We start from the raw sequence: 16474 nt of genomic DNA, 5'->3' as shown, positions 1-16474 counted from the left end.
GCCGGGCTCAGTGCAGCGGTTGCAAGGCCGCCCAGCGGGTCCAGCCACCTTCGCTCTCGGCCGCGCTAACCCGCAACGCACGCGAGCCGTCGGCGAAAATCAGCGACTCGGTACGGCACGCGGCGCTATCGGGAATATCGCGTAATCCCACGAAGCCATGCTCGTGTTTGAAAGTCAGATTTCCTTCGCGCAGTATGCCGAGGTAAGACGGCTCCGGTTCGTCGAATGGCTGAAGTGTGCAACGGTTCAGCAACACAGCAGCGACTTCTGCATCGCACATAGTCTCTCTCCTCATTAGTGCAACACCGCCCGTGCGACGGGCACTCGATCTCGTCGTTTTTATAAAGTTGATTCTAGAAGCCATGGTAGAAAACGCTACTTCTTTTAGTTAGGATCACTTATCCACGCAGCAACTCTTCATTCGCACGGGGTGCCGCGACAATGCGACCGCGCATTCTGCAGCGCTGCATGGGCGGCTGAACAGATAACCTTGCAGCGCGTCGCAACCCATTTCGCGCAACGTAACGGCCTGCGCTTCGGTTTCCACGCCTTCCGCCGTTACGCGCATATTGCATGCGTGGGCCATTGTCACGAGCGCATGCGTGATCGCCACCGAATCTGCATCGCGCGGCAAACCCGCAACGATTGACCGGTCGATCTTCAGGCTATCCACTGGAAACCGCTTCAGGTATGACATCGACGCGTAACCGGTGCCGAAGTCGTCGATTACCAGCTTGACGCCAAGCTTTGCAAGCGCCGCGGTGGTGGCGCGCACGGCCGCGTCATCGGGCAAGTGCATGCCCTCGGTGATTTCGAGGTGCAGTGCCGAAGGCTCGAGACCGCTGTTGTCGAGACACGCAGCGACATGTCGCACCAGACGCTCGCTGAATTGCGACGGCGAAATGTTCACCGAGACAGCGATGTCCGGCGCGATACTCCAGCGCCAGTCTGCAGCCTGCGCGCATGCCACCTCCAACACCCAATCGCCGATGCTTTCCATCAATCCTGCCTGTTCCGCAACCGGAATGAACTCGGCGGGCGGAACGTCGCCAAGTTCGTTGCTCGTCCACCGCGCCAACGCCTCGACGCCTATCGTCTTGCGTGACGTCGCATCCACTACCGCCTGATAGGCAAGTCGGAATTCGCCGCGGGCGAGTGCATGGTGCAACAGACCTTCGATCGCAAAGCGGCGCTGCACGCCTTCCCGCATCTCGCCCGTGAAAAAGCACAAGGTGCCGCGACCGCATCGCTTCGCGTGGCGCATCGCCGCCCCGGCGTCGCGCATCAGGGAAGCCGCATTGCACGCATCGCGGTCAGACACCGCAACGCCCACTGATGCACTCACGCGATACTCGCGCCCGGCGATCACGAATGGCTTGCCGAACGACGCGAGCACTTGTTGCGCGAATCGGGTCAGCCTCGACGCATCGCCGAATCTTTGCGCCACGATCACGAACTCGTCGCCGCCGATACGGGCGAGCAACTCGTCCTCAGAGATGGAGCTTGCAAGCCGCTGCGCAACACGGCGCAGGAGCCGGTCGCCGAGATCATAGCCAGCAATGTCGTTGATTCTGCTGAAGCCGTCGAGGTTGACGACCAGCATCGCAACGTCTCCCGCCTTCGCAGCTGCGAGCAAATGTCCCGCGCGCCTGGTTGCGCAGGCGCGGTCGTACACGCCCGTGAGCAGATCGAAAGACGATGCGTGCGCAACGTTTCCATCGTCTGGACTTTGCGCGATCACCCCCGAACTGCGCGCATGGTGCGACGGCGCGCTGCGAGACGCAGAGCGGGACTTTGCGTGCGAACGGCTCGCCGGCAATACCGAGACTTGCTGAGTCATCGCTACGCTCCTATGATAAGCATTACACATCAACCGAATTTCAGCTTGTTTTATGCATTTACCGAATCATCATTTACCTTAAGGACTCCATATATCAAATCCTGGTAAAGCGGGGAGAACAGGTGGGCACTGCAACGCCGTATCCGTGCCTCCAAGATATTCCGGCATAGCACTTCTGAGAATGGGTCGCGTTGGTGAACGCGTAAAGCAACGGCAAACGCTTCACCGCGCCCCGCACAAACCGCTGGACAACATAATGAAAATTCATCAGCTACGCGCTCTCATCGCCATTGCGGATGCGGGCAGTGTCAGGGGCGCCGCGCGAGCGCTCGATTCATCGCCGGCTGCCGTCACGCAATGCATTCAACAACTGGAAGAAGCGGTACGCATGCAACTCGTTGTGCGCACATCTTCCGGTGTGACGCTTACGGCATCAGGACAAACCCTCCTCTTGCACGCGCGCCTCGTGGCCGCACAAATGAAGCGTGCGCAGCAAGCCATGAACGCAATACGCGGGGAACCATGCGGGCGTCTGTCCATCGCCGTGACTGCATGGGTCGCGCTTACCTTTTTGCCGGAAACAGTGGCCCGGTTTCGCGCGAAGATGCCGACCATTCAGTTGGAGCTATTTGAAGGCTTATTGGCGATTGCGACACCGCGCTTACGCGACGGCAGTCTCGACATCTATGTGGGCCGTCAGGCACCGGGTGCGACAAGTTGCGACTTCACCTATCAACCGCTATTCGCATCGAGCCGCGCGGTCGTGGCGCGGCACGATCACCCGTGTGCGGAGTGCCGCTCGCTGGCGGAGTTGCGCGACGCTGACTGGCTCGTGGCGCTGGACCCGGAAACCGACGCGCAAGCGCCGTATCAGATATTCGGCCGCCGCGCGTTTCCCGAGCCACGCAGTATTCACTATCTGCACTCGCTCACTGTCGCGGTCGCGCTGCTCAAGCGCACGGACATGCTCAGCATTTTTCCCTGGCCTCTTGTCGAGCTCTGCGCGGCGCGTGACGGTCTGTGTGCGATCCCGTTGCGGGACGAACTCGATGAGTCCACCGTCGGCGTCATAGTGCGTACTGGCGAGCCGGCCGATGCCGCTTCGCGATGCTTTATCGATTGCCTGATCGAAACGATTCGCGACGAATCGTGGGCCCGGACGGGCGACATTCGCCGGGCAATGCAATCGGTCGAAGTATTGGTCTAGGGCGTTTGCGCAGGCTGCGGTGCGTTCTTTCGATCAAGCAAAAACGCCGCGGGCCTTACGGCCCGCGGCGTCTGCCAACCTGAACAGGAACTGGACAATCAGGCGCTAACTGCCACCCGGCGCGGCGACACGGCAGAGACGACAAACGTCACGACAATGTTCACCACCAGTGCAATGAGGCCGATATAGATCGGGTACACAGCATCGCCGAGATGCAGCGCAAACACCGGCTTGAGCCCCTGTGAAATAGCGAGCGCCGTGCCGAGCACGATACCCACGAGCCAGCCGGCGAACAGGCCCTGCGTATTCAGACGACGCGTGTACAGCGAGAACACGATAGCCGGGAAAATCTGCAGGATCCACACGCCGCCGAGCAATTGCAGGTCGATTGCATATTGCGTGGGCAGGAAAACGATAAACAGCAGCGCGCCGAACTTCACTACCAACGACACGATCTTGGCGTTCGACGCCTCGGCCTCCGGCGTGATGTTCGGCGACACCAGCGGACGCCACAAATTGCGCGTGAACAGGTTGGCCGCGCCGATCGACATGATTGCTGCGGGAACCAGCGCGCTGATCGCGATCGCCGCCGCGGCGAAACCGACGAACCACGACGGGAACAAGGTGCCAAAGAGGGCCGGCACAATGTCCGACGCGGACTTCACATGCACGCCGGCCGCAATCGCCATGTAGCCGAGCAACGCGATCAGACCCAGCAACAACGTATAAGCCGGCAGGAAAATCGCATTCTTGCGAACCGTAGTCGCCGACGAAGAAGACAGCACCGCCGTCATCGTATGCGGATACATGAACGCGGCGAGAGCGGAACCCAGCGCGAGCGACGCATAAGCAGTGAATTGCGTCGGCTTGAGGATGATGCCGGTCGCGCCGCCCTTTGCCTTGAAGTACGTATCGGCTGCGTCGAACACATGCGCGTAGCCGCCGAGCTTCGCGGGAATCAGCCACACCGCCGCAATCACGACGATATAGATCATGATGTCCTTCACGAACGCGATCATCGCCGGAGCACGCAAGCCGCTCGCATACGTATAAAGCGCGAGGATCACGAACGCGACGATCAGCGGCAATTCGCCGGTCACGCCAAGCCCCTTGATCACTACTTGCATGCCGACCAGTTGCAGCGCGATATACGGCATGGTCGCGACAATGCCGGTCAGCGCGACAGCGGCCGGAAACCACTTGCCGCCGTATTCACCGTGCACGTAATCCGCTGCCGTGATGTGGTTTTTCGCATGTGCGACTTTCCACAGTTTCGGCATGACAGCGAACACGAACGGGTAAACGATGATCGTGTACGGCAGCGCGAAGAAACCATAAGCACCGACGGAGTACACGAGCGCCGGAACCGCGATCACCGTGTATGCGGTGTAGAAGTCCCCGCCCACCAGAAACCACGAAATCACCGTACCGAACTGCCGGCCGCCAAGCCCCCACTCATGCAGTTGCGTGAGGTCGCCGCGCTTCCAGCGCGCCGCGAAGAAGCCAATCACCGTAACGAGAACAAAGAACGCGATGAAGACGGTCATCGCCACCGGATTGACGGGATTCAGATCGCTCATTTGACACCTCGATACACGACGTAAATCAGTAGCGAGGTCAACGGCACCCACAAGAACTGATACCAGTAAAAGAACGGAAAACCGGCGAACGACGGACGCGTGTCGTTATAGAACGGCAACCAGAGCAACGCGATGTACGGGAGCAAAAGAATGAGCCAAAGCCATGACCGGCCGGCGGTGGGGGAGGTCTCCATGTACTTCTCCTAGATCTATTATTGACACCACGCATCCGGACTTGTGGTCCGGCACGCGGAAAGCCGGCACCGGGCATCTGCTTGCAATACCGCGGTGCCAAACCGGAATTTGCCTTTGCGCGCTGCTAACGCCTGTCAGGCGCAGCATTAACAGGGCCCGGCTCATAACGTTCATACGAAATGCGCGGCGGCACGAAGCCGAAAGGGGCCCGGAAAGACGCAGTACGCCGCGGGGATGTAGTATTCGCCTTCGTAAGCGTCCTCACAAGCGCGCAACTACGTAAGCCGGCTACGTATTACTACGTAGCCTACCGGCCGTTTTTTCAACGATGAAACTCAAAGCCAAGATTGTTCTGCTGGCGATCGTGCCTTTTCTCGCGGCTATTGCCAGCATCGAAATCGGTGTGCGCCGCGAAGCGACCGCGCTCGCGCAGACGCAGCACGCGACGACCCAGGCTGCGTACATGACCAGCAAGGAAATCGAGCTCAAGCATTACGTGGAACTGGCTACTTCCGCAATCGCACCGCTTTATGAAGCAAGCCAGGACAATGCGCGCGACGATGCACTGCGCCGCACGCGAGCGCTCGACATCCTTGAAAAGATGGATTTCGGCAAAGACGGTTATTTCTTTGTGTACGACATGCATGGCCGCTCGCTGATGCATCCGCGCGAACCGGACCTCGTCGGCCGCGATCTATCGGAATTGCGCGATCCGCAAGGCGTGCCGACCATCCGCAAACTGCTCGCTGCGGCTTCGCAAGGAGGCGGCTATGTGCGTTATCTGTGGCATCGTCCGTCGACGGGCAAACTGGCGTCAAAACTCGGCTATGTCGTGCCGCTCGAGCGCTGGGGCTGGATGATCGGCACAGGCATTTATCTCGACGACGTCGACACAACGCTCGCGCATATCGACGAACGGGCGGCGATGAATATCGACCGCACGATGATGTGGATCGACGCGATCGCGCTGGCCGGGCTCGCCGCGATTGCACTGTGCGCGCTCGTGCTCAACGTCACCGAATATCGCAGCGCGGACGCGAAACTGAAGCGGCTCGCGCAACAGGTTGTCGAGTCACAGGAGAACGAACGCGCGCGGCTGTCGCGTGAATTGCACGACGGCATTAGCCAGATGATGGTGTCGGTGAAACTGCTGCTCGAGTCCGCGCTTGCTCGCTTCGAACGCAGCGAAACACGCGTGCCCGCCGCCGAAGCCGCGCTTTCCACGAGTCTCACGCGTCTCGGCGATACCTTGCGTGAAGTGCGCCGCATTTCCCATGCGCTGCGCCCGTCGATGCTCGACGACCTTGGCGTCGCGGCAGCCATTGAACAACTTACCCGCGAACTGAGCGAACAATCGGGAATTGAAATCGGCTTCACGCAAATTGCACACACTTATGCGCCGCCATTGCCCGATGCGGTCAACACGGTGCTGTTTCGTATCGCACAGGAAGCGCTGACCAACATCGTGCGCCACGCGCACGCGTCGAGCGCGGCGCTCGCATTGGAAATCGCCCACGACGCGGTCACACTGACAATCGCGGACAATGGCTCGGGTTTCGACGTCACGCACGCCTTCGTTGGCCGCCGGTCAGGCGTGGGCCTGCGCAATATGCGCGAGCGCGTAGAAGCACTAGGGGGAACGCTTGCACTCAGTTCCCAGCCTGGCCACACGCTGGTCAAGGCGCGCGTGCCGCTCGGCATCGGCACCACGGAGCTTCCTACCCAGAGCATGCAGGAGACCTCTTTATGAACGACATCTCGCACGCAGCGGCCCGCCTTATCCTGGTCGACGATCACCCACTCGTACGCGACGGTCTGCGCGCGCGGCTCGAAGCCGTGCGCAACATCGAGGTTGTCGGCGAAGCGGGTAATGCGCAGGAAGCACTTGCGCTCGCGGAGAGTCATGAACCGCATCTCGTGTTAATGGACGTCGGCATGAACGGAATGAACGGCATTGCACTCGCCGGCATGTTCCATGAGCGCTTTCCGGCAATTCGAGTATTGATGCTGTCCATGCACGACAACCTCGAATACGTCACGCAGGCCGTGCGTGCAGGCGCGAGCGGTTATGTACTGAAGGACTCACCGGCGACCGAAATCATTCAGGCCATCGGCGCAGTGCTCGATGGCAAGACGTATTTCAGCGCGGGACTCGGCGCCCGGCTGATTCATGCGTCGGCCATGCAATCGCCGGTCGAGCGGCTTACGCCGCGCGAACGCGATATTCTCGATGCACTTGCCGAGGGCTTGTCGAGCAAGCAGATCGCTCAACGTAATGATCTGTCGGTGCGTACTGTGGAAACGCATCGTCTGAACTTGAAGCGCAAGCTCGATATCGAAGGTCAGGCTGAACTGATCAAGTTCGCGGTTGAGAACCGGCGCGCGAGCCGTTAATACGAAACGATGTCCCGCTGCACACCGAGTGGAGACAAAGACAATGAGACGATTAATGCGGACGCCCGCCAGTGCATTGCAATGCGCGGCGTTATGTGTGGGGGTAATGCTGGCGTCAGCGTTAGTTTCAGTTTCTCCCGGTGCCCACGGCCAGGAAGAGCGCATCAATCGCGGACACGATCCGTTCTTTCAGATATCTAAGGCGATTGAAGGATGCCCAGTGCCATTGGGACCGCTCGAAACCGAACAGGAATGGCTGGCCGACAGTCATTACCGCATTGAACGCGGCAACAGCTGCTGGATAGAAGGCCGCTGCCGTTTATCGAACGCCTATTTGTACGATGCTGAAATTGCCGAGGCCGTACAGCGGCGTCTGGCCAATATCAATTCCGCCACGCATTGGCGCGAACAGTCGACGTTGTGGCTCACGTTGCAACGCCGTTTTATTTATGTGCAGGGTTGCGTTGCAGCAGGCTTCGACAAGCAGACATTCCTCTCCAAACTTGCGAAAACCGCGGACGTTGAACGCGTGATCGACGACACGACCACTCATCCCCACGCCGCAAGACTGCCGTATCAAACGCTTGCGGACCCGGACCGGCCTGTAGTCGATCCGGGCAACTAGCGCGAAGAAAGCTGAGTCGCGCCGCACGCTTTATGGACGCTGCGGTCGATTTGCCTACCGCACCAGCGCAAATGCTTCGCGGCTGGCGATCTCCGCCGCGCCATACACGCCGACCACGGTGTAATCAGACGCCACACATTCGAACGTCGATTGCTGAAACGTAATCACGAAATGGCGCCTCGTGAGTTCCGGTGACGAAACTGCGGAAAGCTCTTCGACAAGAGACGAATTGATGACTTCGTGGACCGAGAAAGCAGCAAGGCCTTGCGAAGCAAGCGGGTGAATCTGCATATCGTGCTCGCCCGGCGGCCCAAGTCGATGAAACGTGGTGTCGGGAAACAGCACCGTGCAGAAAGGGTCGTCGTCCGGATCGAATGGACCGAACCGCTCGAAGTCGGACTCGGCAATGGGATAAGCGAGAATCACACGCCGGTCGCTCGCGACAATGAATGGTTCGGGAGCGTCGTCTGCGGGATGAGGAACTGAGTCCAGCAGGAGAACCTGGTCCTCCTGCCGGGATGATTCGAGCGCGTTGGTCATGTACTTCGTTATTCCAGTACGCTTACGCGCCGGCTTGCACGGTGGAAACGACCGGTGCGGACGCGCTTACTACTGCCGTTTCCGCTTTTGCCGCCCTCTTGCGGCCTGGTGCCTTGCTAGCGGCTTTCGTTGCAGCTTTCGTTGCGGCCTTTGTTGCTGCCTTTTTCGCAGTTGTCTTTCGCGCTGTAACTTTCTTCGCGGCTGACTTTTTTACAGCGGCTGTTTTGGCCGTTACCGATTGCGCTCCCGCCTTCGCCTTTTTCGCCACGACTTTTTTCGCGGCGGCCTTTTTACTGACAACGCCGCTCGTGGCTGCCGACTTCGCCTTGCCTGCCGTTTTCTGGCTGGCGGTGCCAGACGCCGGTGCTGCACTGCTATCTATCAGGAACCTCGTGCGATCCTTGACCGATGCGAGCCATGCGGGCGCAGGGCCGCGTCCGCTCCACGTCGCGCCAGTGGTTGGATGACGATACTTGGGCGGTTGCGCGCCTTTGGGCTGACCTTTGCCTTTCGCGCCACTAGCGACAACCTTCGTGAATCCGTTCGATTCGCTTGCGCCGTCGATCAGAAACACGCTCCGGTCTTTCGCACTAACAATCCAACCCGGCGCGCGACCGTGTCCGGTCCAGGTCGCGCCCGTTTTATGATCGCGATACTTGGGTACTTTCTGGCCGGCAACTGCAAGCTTTGCCTTGCCGCTTCCACTATTGCCATTAAGACGATTGGCTTCGCGGCGCGCTTTTGCTTTGGCTTCGATATCTGCGGTGGTCAGGCCGTGCTTGAGCATCAGGTCGCGGATCTGGTCGATTGCGACTTGTGCTTTCCTTGCAATCAGGATGTCAGCTTGCGCCTGGAGCTTCTTAAGCTTCGCCTGGATCTGCTCTAACGTGGGCATTAAATTGCTCCTTATGTGGTAATCGTTCTAACTATGCCATGAATAGCGTCAGAAAGGCATAGCCGAGTGGTCGTAAAAACCCGAGTTTATTTCCGCTATGCGTGCCGGAGTACGAAACTTTTCTTCGATGCACTCAATAGACGCCTTTTTCGAGCCTTCGTTCTTTGCCCTCGATGTTCTTTGGTCTCCCTATCGGCTTACTTCTTTCTGCTATTCGCCTTCTCTTTATCTTTCCAATTGTTGCAAGACAGATCAGGTCGGCGTAAACACCGCAACCTGGCGGTCGGCAATGTATCTGACGCCGCGCAAGAAGCGGTACTGCTGGTCGTCGGCGGTGATCCGGTTGAGGCCGATTCTCGTCAATGCCAGGATCTCGTCCGCCTGCTGGGCAGGTATGACGCCTTCGTCCCGCAGATCTTCGAAAACGCCGGACGGATCGCCGACATAAACGCTGCGTACCTGCGTACCTACCCGCATCAGGACCACGCTTTCCCCTTCGTCGAGCGCGAGTTCCAGGTAGCCGGCCAGTGTTCGCAACGACTCGGGCGTGCAAGTCTGCGACTGATAGATCGCAGCATTCGATGGCGTCATGTCGGTACCCCGTCACCTATATAAAGAAAGAGCCGCCACTATGCGTCGCGGCAATACTCGCTTCTACTATAGGCAAGCATTCGAATATTCAAAGGCTTCCAGTTCGTTTTTTAACGCCGCTTTGGCCGGTAACCATGCGTTACTGGTCTTGCTGTGCCGTTTTACGCGTGTCCAGCACGCAGGTCAGCCTCGCAAACGTGAGCTTTAAAAGCGATGCGCGTCAGGCAATCCGCAGGCCATAGGCGGGCAGAATCTCCTGGGTCGTCAAGAAACGGTGCTGTTTGACGGCGTCGTGAAAGAGCCGGTAATCGCTCTTTTCGAATGCCTCGGTCCAGACCGGTTTGTCGCCGGAGTCGTCTTCAGAACGAAGACCGGTAGCTTTGAATTTCCATGAGCCGACGCCCTTGGGGACGTAATCGGGAATGGGCTCTCTCAAGCCGGGAATACCGCCGCTTCTGACTACCTCGCAGACAGCGCGCAAGCGCTCGTTGTCGTCCATGATCCGGTTGGTATCGAGCAATTCCGTCACGGCCTCTTTGACGTTTTCCGGCAGCCCCGCTTCGTTTTCGAAGTCTTCTCGCCCGGCAACGTACGCGCGCACCGCGCGGCACGCCATATCCGCGGCCGCGACGAATTCGGGCAGGTTATGTCGCTGTATCAGCGTGTTCCGGCCGTCGATGTAGTGCCACTTTGCCCACGGCTGATCCGGATAGTGCAAGGCAGCACCGTGTCCGACGGGCAGTGCGAGCGTAAGGACATCTTCCTCGACGTGCTGGATCAGGTGCTGCATCGCGAGCGTGAGGTTGGCCAGCCAGCCATGACGCGTGCAATCCTGCGCCACGAGTGAATGAACCCGGTTCCCCGGACTTTCGATACCGGCGAATCCCTGATGCGCCCATGTATCGACATACGTATGAAGCGTGACCCCGAGACGATGCAAGCCCATATCCGCGCCGCGCTGACGGATCGCTCGACGCACGACCTCGCGCGCGACTGCGCTGTCCGCACGGCACACGGCTTTTTCCTCCAGCGTTGCGCCCACTCCTGCCGGCAGAAAATGGAACGGCGCCCATACGAGCCGGTTCTGGTCGTTCTCGGTATTGGCGTAGTCGAACGTCTTATGGGCAGTGGCGAAGCGCTCGAACGTTTCTCCGCCCTGAAAACGGAGGATGCCCGGCGTGGTCGCGTCGTCGACATACTGGCAGGCATGGGCGACAGTCAACGCCTCGCTGGGCGTCATCCCGCCAACTCGGGCAACGATATAGACCACGCCGTAGTGAAAGTCGATGTTCATGGCATACGCTCCTACTGCACGATGAATGACAACAACAGCATTGGTAAACGAGCGAGTGGACGGTGACTTAAAAGCATGCCGCTGCCTGCCGGTGTTCTTTCTTATTGTTTGATGATGTTTTCCTCTCCGCCTGCGCCGACTTGCACTGTCCCAATGCCACGCCCATAAAAAAACCCCGCTGCGGTATTCGTAGCGGGGTCTGTTTTTCAGCGCATTGTGCGCCGCCTTATTTCACTATGTCGACCAGCTCGACTTCGAACGTCAAGTCGCTGTTCGGCGGAATAACGCCCACGCCGCGGCTACCGTAAGCGGTAGCGGCTGGGCACGTCAATTTGGCCTTGCCGCCCACTTTCATGGTCTGGACGCCCTGCGTCCAGCACGGAATCACACGGTTGAGCGGGAACGTCGCGGCGCCGCCGTGCTTCGCGGAAGCATCGAATTCAGTGCCGTTGGCAAGCGTGCCACGATAATTGACCTTGACCACATCGGTGGCCGCGGGCTGCGCGCCGGTACCCTGCACGAGGTGCTCGACGATTACGCCTGAAGGCAGCTTTTCCGTAGCCGGAGCGGCGGCCATTGCGGTGGACGAAAGTACAGTGGCAGCGAGCAGAGCAACGATAGATTTCAAAACGAATCTCCAGATGGGTAGTACAGATCATTCTAGCGCAACGACTGCTGCGTGCCGTCAGTCTATCCGCCTTATTTCATGGTCGCGCGCCGGCGCGTCGACATGCGCGACGAAGTCCGCAAGTGCCGTTTCGCGTTCCCGGACCTCGGCAAGAACCGCGGGATCGAGCAAAGCACTAATCACTTCTTCCCGCTCGCGACCGGCTTCTGCAATCACGTCGCCATACGGACTCCAGATCGCGCTCGCGCCACACGTCTCCCAACCGCCGGTGGTACCGATATGGTTGGACAAGAGAACATACATCGTGTTGTCGAACGCGCGCGCAGGGAACCAGACGCGTGACTGGTGATAGCCGGACTTGACGCTGAATAGTCCACTGACCAGATAGGCATGCGCACCGTTCACAGCCGCATGACGTGCATGTTCGGGAAAGCCAGAGTCGTAGCACACGCCGAGCGCGAGCCGCCATCGGTCGAGTTCCAGCATGCAGCCTTGCGTGCCTGCACGGTAGATTTTCGCTTCGCTTTTATACAGATACTGCTTGTGGTAAGGCTCGACGTCTTCGCCGCGACGATCGAACACGAGCGATGAGATGTGCAGTCCATCGGCGTCGCGCGTGGCCGCGCCGACAATCGCCGCAATCGCGTGCCGGCGGCACGCTTCGCGAATCGGGTCGAGGCGCGAATCCAATCGACCGAACGCGTATTCCGACGGATCGCCCGCAATCAGGCCGGGCTCATACCCGCTCAGGAATTTCTCGGGAAAAACCACCAGTCTTGCGCCGCGATCGGCGGCACGACCGGTCAATTCGACCGTCTTCGCTATGTTCGCCGTCACGTCCCCGCAAACCGGTTGCGCCTGAGCAGCGGCAATTCGCAATGGCACTCGAGGCAACGACGCGAGCTTGTTATTCACCGTAGACTCCGTTTTCAAAGCACATGTGAAGCCACGGCATTTAATCACGGACGGTCACAAAGTGGGAGTGCGAGGATATGGTGAACCAGCACGGTACATGCGTGGTCCACACAGAAGCTGCATTGCGAACAATCGCCGCGATGCGAACCCGATGCTAATGAGCGCTTTCGATGAGTGAACCGGCCGATCCCGACAACCGCGACGTTCCACCGCCCACGGCTATGCCGGAGCGGCGTCGCGCGCCCCGGCCGCGACGCATTCCGCGCAGCCGCCAGCAGCAGGCGCGGCTCGACGCGCGTGAGCCGGCATTCGAGCCGCTGCCATTCGCCATCGACGAAGATGCGGCGCGCCGCCCTTTTGCCGACAAGCTTCACGCCTGGTTCGAGGCGCGCGGCTGGCAGCCTTTCGACTTTCAGCGCAATGTCTGGCGCGAAATGGAACGAGGCGCGAGTGGGTTGCTGCACGCAACCACTGGGGCGGGTAAGACCTGGGCCGTATGGTTCGGCGCGCTCGCCGCCCTTGCTTCGAGCGCGTCGTCCGCACCCACTGTCACCCGAAAACGAGCGGCAGTTACTCAGCCCGAGCCACTCACGGTTCTCTGGATCACGCCAATGCGCGCACTCGCGGCCGACACCGCGCGTGCACTGCAAAGCTCGGCAACCGAACTGGCCGTGCCATGGACAGTGGGTCTGCGAACCGGCGACACATCGTCCGCAGAACGCGCGCGGCAGAACCGGCGCATGCCGTCCGCGCTGATCACCACACCGGAGAGCCTGTCGCTCATTCTCACGCGAGCCGACGCACGCGAAGTACTGTCGCACCTAAAGTTCGTGATCGTCGACGAATGGCATGAGTTGCTCGGCAACAAGCGTGGCACGCAGACGCAACTCGCGCTTGCGCGGCTCGCGCACTGGAGACCGGAACTGCAGGTGTGGGGTTTGTCGGCGACACTCGGCAATCTTCCTTTCGCAGCCGAAGTACTTCTCGCGCCTGTCAGAACGCCGCGCGTGAGCGTGCACGGCAAGCTGCCCAAAGCATTGATCGTCGATACGGTTATTCCGGAGACTATCGAACGATTTCCGTGGGGCGGTCATATGGGCATGCGGCAGGTCGAGGCGGTCGCCGACGCCATTGGCGAAGCGCATACGTCGCTTGTATTTACGAACACCCGCTCGCAATGCGAGGTCTGGTATCAGGCACTGCTCGAAGCGCGGCCTGAATGGGCGGGTGCAATTGCATTGCATCACGGCTCGCTCGATCAGGAAGTACGCGAGTGGGTCGAGCGCGGCTTGAAGAGCGGCTTGTTGAAAGTAGTTGTATGTACATCGAGCCTGGATCTGGGCGTCGACTTTCTGCCGGTGGAGCGTGTATTCCAGATCGGCTCGCCAAAAGGCGTCGCGCGTTTGATGCAGCGTGCCGGCCGCTCCGGCCACGCGCCGGGGCGGCCGTCGCGCGTGACGATCGTGCCCACGCACGCGCTGGAACTCGTCGAAGCCGCTGCCGCGCGGGAAGCGGTTGAAAAGCGGCAAATAGAAGGCCGCGAAACGCCGGAGAAGCCGTTCGACGTCCTGGTTCAACACCTGGTGACCGTGGCGATCGGCGGCGGTTTCGACGCGCGTGAGCTTTACGACGAAATCCGCACCGCGTATGCGTACCGGCATCTCACGCAAAATGAATTCGATTGGGCACTAGGCTTCGTCGAGGGCGGCGGCACCGCGTTGCGCGCATATCCGGACTACCATCGCGTGGTGCGCGAAAGCGACGGCTTCTACCGCGTGCCACGCGAGGACCTCGTGCGGCGGCATCGCAATAACGTCGGCACTATCGTCGCAAACGGCACACTGAATGTCGCTTATCTGGCGGGCGGACGCATCGGCGCAATAGAAGAGTCTTTCGTTTCGCGACTTAAGCCGGGCGACATCTTTACCTTCGGCGGACGGGCGTTGGAACTGATCCGGGTGCAGGACATGACCGCATGGGTCAAGCGCGCGGCGTCGGGACGCGGTGCAATGCCGCAATGGGCGGGCAGCCGCATGCCGCTTTCCTCTGAACTCGCCGAGGCGACATTGACGATGCTCGCGCGCGCCGCGGACGGCATCTATGACGAACCGGAAATGCGCGCGGTTCGACCGCTGCTCGAATTGCAGAAGAGGTGGTCGGCGTTGCCGGAGCCCGGCGTGCTGGTCGCAGAAGTACTGAAATCGCGCGAAGGGCACCATTTTTTCTGTTATCCATTTGCGGGGCGCACGGCGCATATCGGTCTCGGCGCATTGCTCGCATGGAGAGTGGCGCGAGAGAAACCGGGCACGTTCTCCATTTCAATGAACGACTACGGTTTCGAGCTGTTGTCCGCGCAACCATTCGATTGGGCTGCGGAACTAGAGGGCGGTTTGCTGTCCCCTGAAGAACTCGACCACGACATACTCGCGAGCCTCAATTCGTCGGAACTCTCGAAACGGCGTTTCCGGGAAATTGCGCGGGTGTCGGGACTAGTATTCCAGGGACATCCCGGCCAGCAGAAAAGCGCGCGGCAATTGCAGGCTTCCAGCGGTCTGTTTTACGATATCTTCCGCAACCACGACAGCGGCAATTTACTACTCAATCAGGCAGACGCCGAAGTGCTATTGCAAGAACTCGACGCTAAACGCATTCGCTCCGCGCTCGAACGGATGAACGAAAGCCGCCTCGTTCTCACGCGCCCGAAAAAACCAACGCCGTTCGCGTTCCCGCTCATTGTCGGACGCTTGCGCGAAAAAGTCAGCACGGAGAAGCTCGCAGATCGCGTCGAGCGAATGCTCGCGGAACTGGAAAAGGCGGCTCGCGCATGAAGCCTGCTTCGTTGCAGGTCGACATCGCCGGACACGCGCTCGTGCTGTCGAGCTTGCGCGCCGCGTTCGATCCCGCGTTGCGCTGCCTTTTCGTTGCGGACGCGCATTTCGGCAAGGACGCGGTATTCCGCGCGCGCGGCGTTCCGGTGCCAGTCGGCTCGACTGCCGACAATCTGATGCGCCTCGACATTCTGATCGCCGAATTCGAACCGACCACGCTCGTATTTCTCGGCGATCTGCTGCATGCGCGCGAGGCACACGCCGACGAAATGCTCAATGCGTTGCACGTCTGGCGCGCCCGCCATGCGGCTTTGCGGGTCATGCTGGTTGAAGGCAATCACGATCGGCACGCGGGCGCCTTGCCCGCCACGCTCAATGTCGACTATGTGCAGGAGCCGTGGCGCATGGGACCGTGGGCGTTGTGTCATCACCCACAAAACGTCGAAGGTGCTTATGCGCTCGTCGGCCATTTGCATCCTGTCTATCGAATTGCAACACGCAACGACTCGGTTCGCGTGCCGTGCTTTCGTTTCGGCCCGCGACACGGCGTATTGCCCGCGTTCGGCAGCTTTACCGGCGGCGCACGCGAAGACGGCCGCGCCAGTGGCGAAAGAATTTTTCTCGTGGTTCACGAGAAAGTAATCGAGGTGCCTCGCTAGTCGTGCGGGCTGCACACGGCTGGTCTTTTTGTCATATGTGTCGTAGCGCAACGCTCGCACAACTGGCGATCCAACACTTTCAGACACGACCTTTTCCGCAAGCACATGCACCATTGGCCACACGAGCGCCGCTGTAGTGCCGCCTCGCGTCTGCGCACGCCCGCGCTGCGGGCTTCCGCACGAGCGTCGGGCCGTACGCGGGTTTACGTGCGTTTGACTATATAAGACAGCCCCGTTTACTGAACGCTGAACCAAGCTGTCAAGATTCTTGCGATCTACCTGG

16 protein-coding genes are annotated in these 16474 nt (G+C 59.9%); 6 read left to right on the top strand and 10 right to left on the bottom strand.

Annotated features, from left to right (window positions below; translation table 11 throughout):
- Window positions 1-7: 7 nt before the first annotated feature.
- Both OH764_RS19905 and OH764_RS19900 read right to left on the bottom strand, forming a co-directional pair.
- On the bottom strand, window positions 8-280 hold the full coding sequence (locus tag OH764_RS19905) for a hypothetical protein (protein WP_498850457.1): 273 nt from the start codon (window positions 278-280) through the stop codon (window positions 8-10).
- Window positions 281-394: 114 nt separating this feature from the next.
- Complete coding sequence (locus tag OH764_RS19900) at window positions 395-1840, bottom strand: putative bifunctional diguanylate cyclase/phosphodiesterase (protein WP_498850456.1); 1446 nt, start codon at window positions 1838-1840, stop codon at window positions 395-397.
- A gap of 256 nt (window positions 1841-2096) precedes the next feature.
- Between OH764_RS19900 and OH764_RS19895 the strand changes: the two genes are divergently transcribed.
- Window positions 2097-3047 carry a LysR family transcriptional regulator gene (locus tag OH764_RS19895; protein WP_498850455.1) on the top strand — a complete coding sequence of 317 codons (951 nt, stop codon included), beginning with the start codon at window positions 2097-2099 and terminating at the stop codon, window positions 3045-3047.
- 98 nt (window positions 3048-3145) lie between these two features.
- On the opposite strand, the gene mctP is transcribed toward OH764_RS19895, so the two are convergent.
- Complete coding sequence (mctP, locus tag OH764_RS19890; protein WP_498850454.1) at window positions 3146-4627, bottom strand: sodium:solute symporter family protein; 1482 nt, start codon at window positions 4625-4627, stop codon at window positions 3146-3148.
- The gene (locus OH764_RS19885) at window positions 4624-4821 is read right to left on the bottom strand and encodes a DUF3311 domain-containing protein (RefSeq protein WP_020068194.1); all 198 of its coding nucleotides are present in this window, start codon (window positions 4819-4821) and stop codon (window positions 4624-4626) included. Before OH764_RS19885 ends, mctP begins: the two co-directional genes overlap by 4 nt.
- Window positions 4822-5150: 329 nt before the next feature.
- Between OH764_RS19885 and OH764_RS19880 the strand changes: the two genes are divergently transcribed.
- The 3 genes from OH764_RS19880 (at window position 5151) to OH764_RS19870 (ending at window position 7841) form a co-directional block, all read left to right on the top strand.
- Window positions 5151-6572: a cache domain-containing protein gene (locus OH764_RS19880; protein ID WP_498850453.1), complete on the top strand. Its 1422-nt coding sequence runs from the start codon at window positions 5151-5153 to the stop codon at window positions 6570-6572.
- Window positions 6569-7216: a response regulator gene (locus tag OH764_RS19875; protein WP_020068192.1), complete on the top strand. Its 648-nt coding sequence runs from the start codon at window positions 6569-6571 to the stop codon at window positions 7214-7216. Before OH764_RS19880 ends, OH764_RS19875 begins: the two co-directional genes overlap by 4 nt.
- Before the next feature lie 106 nt (window positions 7217-7322).
- A complete protein-coding gene (locus OH764_RS19870) occupies window positions 7323-7841 on the top strand; it encodes a hypothetical protein (RefSeq protein WP_498851246.1) in 519 nt (172 codons plus the stop codon).
- Window positions 7842-7895: 54 nt separating this feature from the next.
- On the opposite strand, the gene OH764_RS19865 is transcribed toward OH764_RS19870, so the two are convergent.
- The 6 genes from OH764_RS19865 to OH764_RS19840 form a co-directional block, all read right to left on the bottom strand.
- A complete protein-coding gene (locus OH764_RS19865) occupies window positions 7896-8381 on the bottom strand; it encodes a hypothetical protein (RefSeq protein WP_498850452.1) in 486 nt (161 codons plus the stop codon).
- A 22-nt stretch (window positions 8382-8403) separates the two neighbouring features.
- On the bottom strand, window positions 8404-9276 hold the full coding sequence (locus OH764_RS19860) for an H-NS family nucleoid-associated regulatory protein (protein WP_498850451.1): 873 nt from the start codon (window positions 9274-9276) through the stop codon (window positions 8404-8406).
- Window positions 9277-9528: 252 nt separating this feature from the next.
- The gene (locus OH764_RS19855) at window positions 9529-9867 is read right to left on the bottom strand and encodes a hypothetical protein (protein ID WP_498850450.1); all 339 of its coding nucleotides are present in this window, start codon (window positions 9865-9867) and stop codon (window positions 9529-9531) included.
- Window positions 9868-10087: 220 nt separating this feature from the next.
- Window positions 10088-11161 carry a DUF6765 family protein gene (locus OH764_RS19850; RefSeq protein WP_498850449.1) on the bottom strand — a complete coding sequence of 358 codons (1074 nt, stop codon included), beginning with the start codon at window positions 11159-11161 and terminating at the stop codon, window positions 10088-10090.
- A gap of 226 nt (window positions 11162-11387) precedes the next feature.
- Window positions 11388-11789 carry an FKBP-type peptidyl-prolyl cis-trans isomerase gene (locus OH764_RS19845; RefSeq protein WP_020068186.1) on the bottom strand — a complete coding sequence of 134 codons (402 nt, stop codon included), beginning with the start codon at window positions 11787-11789 and terminating at the stop codon, window positions 11388-11390.
- 57 nt (window positions 11790-11846) lie between these two features.
- Window positions 11847-12704: a carbon-nitrogen hydrolase family protein gene (locus OH764_RS19840; protein WP_498850448.1), complete on the bottom strand. Its 858-nt coding sequence runs from the start codon at window positions 12702-12704 to the stop codon at window positions 11847-11849.
- Window positions 12705-12874: 170 nt separating this feature from the next.
- Here OH764_RS19840 and OH764_RS19835 point away from each other — a divergent pair, with 170 nt between their 5' ends.
- On the top strand, window positions 12875-15532 hold the full coding sequence (locus OH764_RS19835) for a ligase-associated DNA damage response DEXH box helicase (protein ID WP_498850447.1): 2658 nt from the start codon (window positions 12875-12877) through the stop codon (window positions 15530-15532).
- Window positions 15529-16191, top strand: coding sequence for a ligase-associated DNA damage response endonuclease PdeM (pdeM, locus tag OH764_RS19830; RefSeq protein ID WP_498850446.1), 663 nt, complete (start codon window positions 15529-15531; stop codon window positions 16189-16191). The genes OH764_RS19835 and pdeM overlap by 4 nt, the downstream gene beginning before the upstream one ends.
- The last annotated feature ends 283 nt before the right edge of the window (window positions 16192-16474 follow it).

Source organism: Burkholderia sp. M6-3, assembly GCF_050858985.1.
Taxonomy (GTDB): domain Bacteria; phylum Pseudomonadota; class Gammaproteobacteria; order Burkholderiales; family Burkholderiaceae; genus Paraburkholderia; species Paraburkholderia caledonica.
This window is presented reverse-complemented; position numbering and strand designations above follow the sequence as displayed.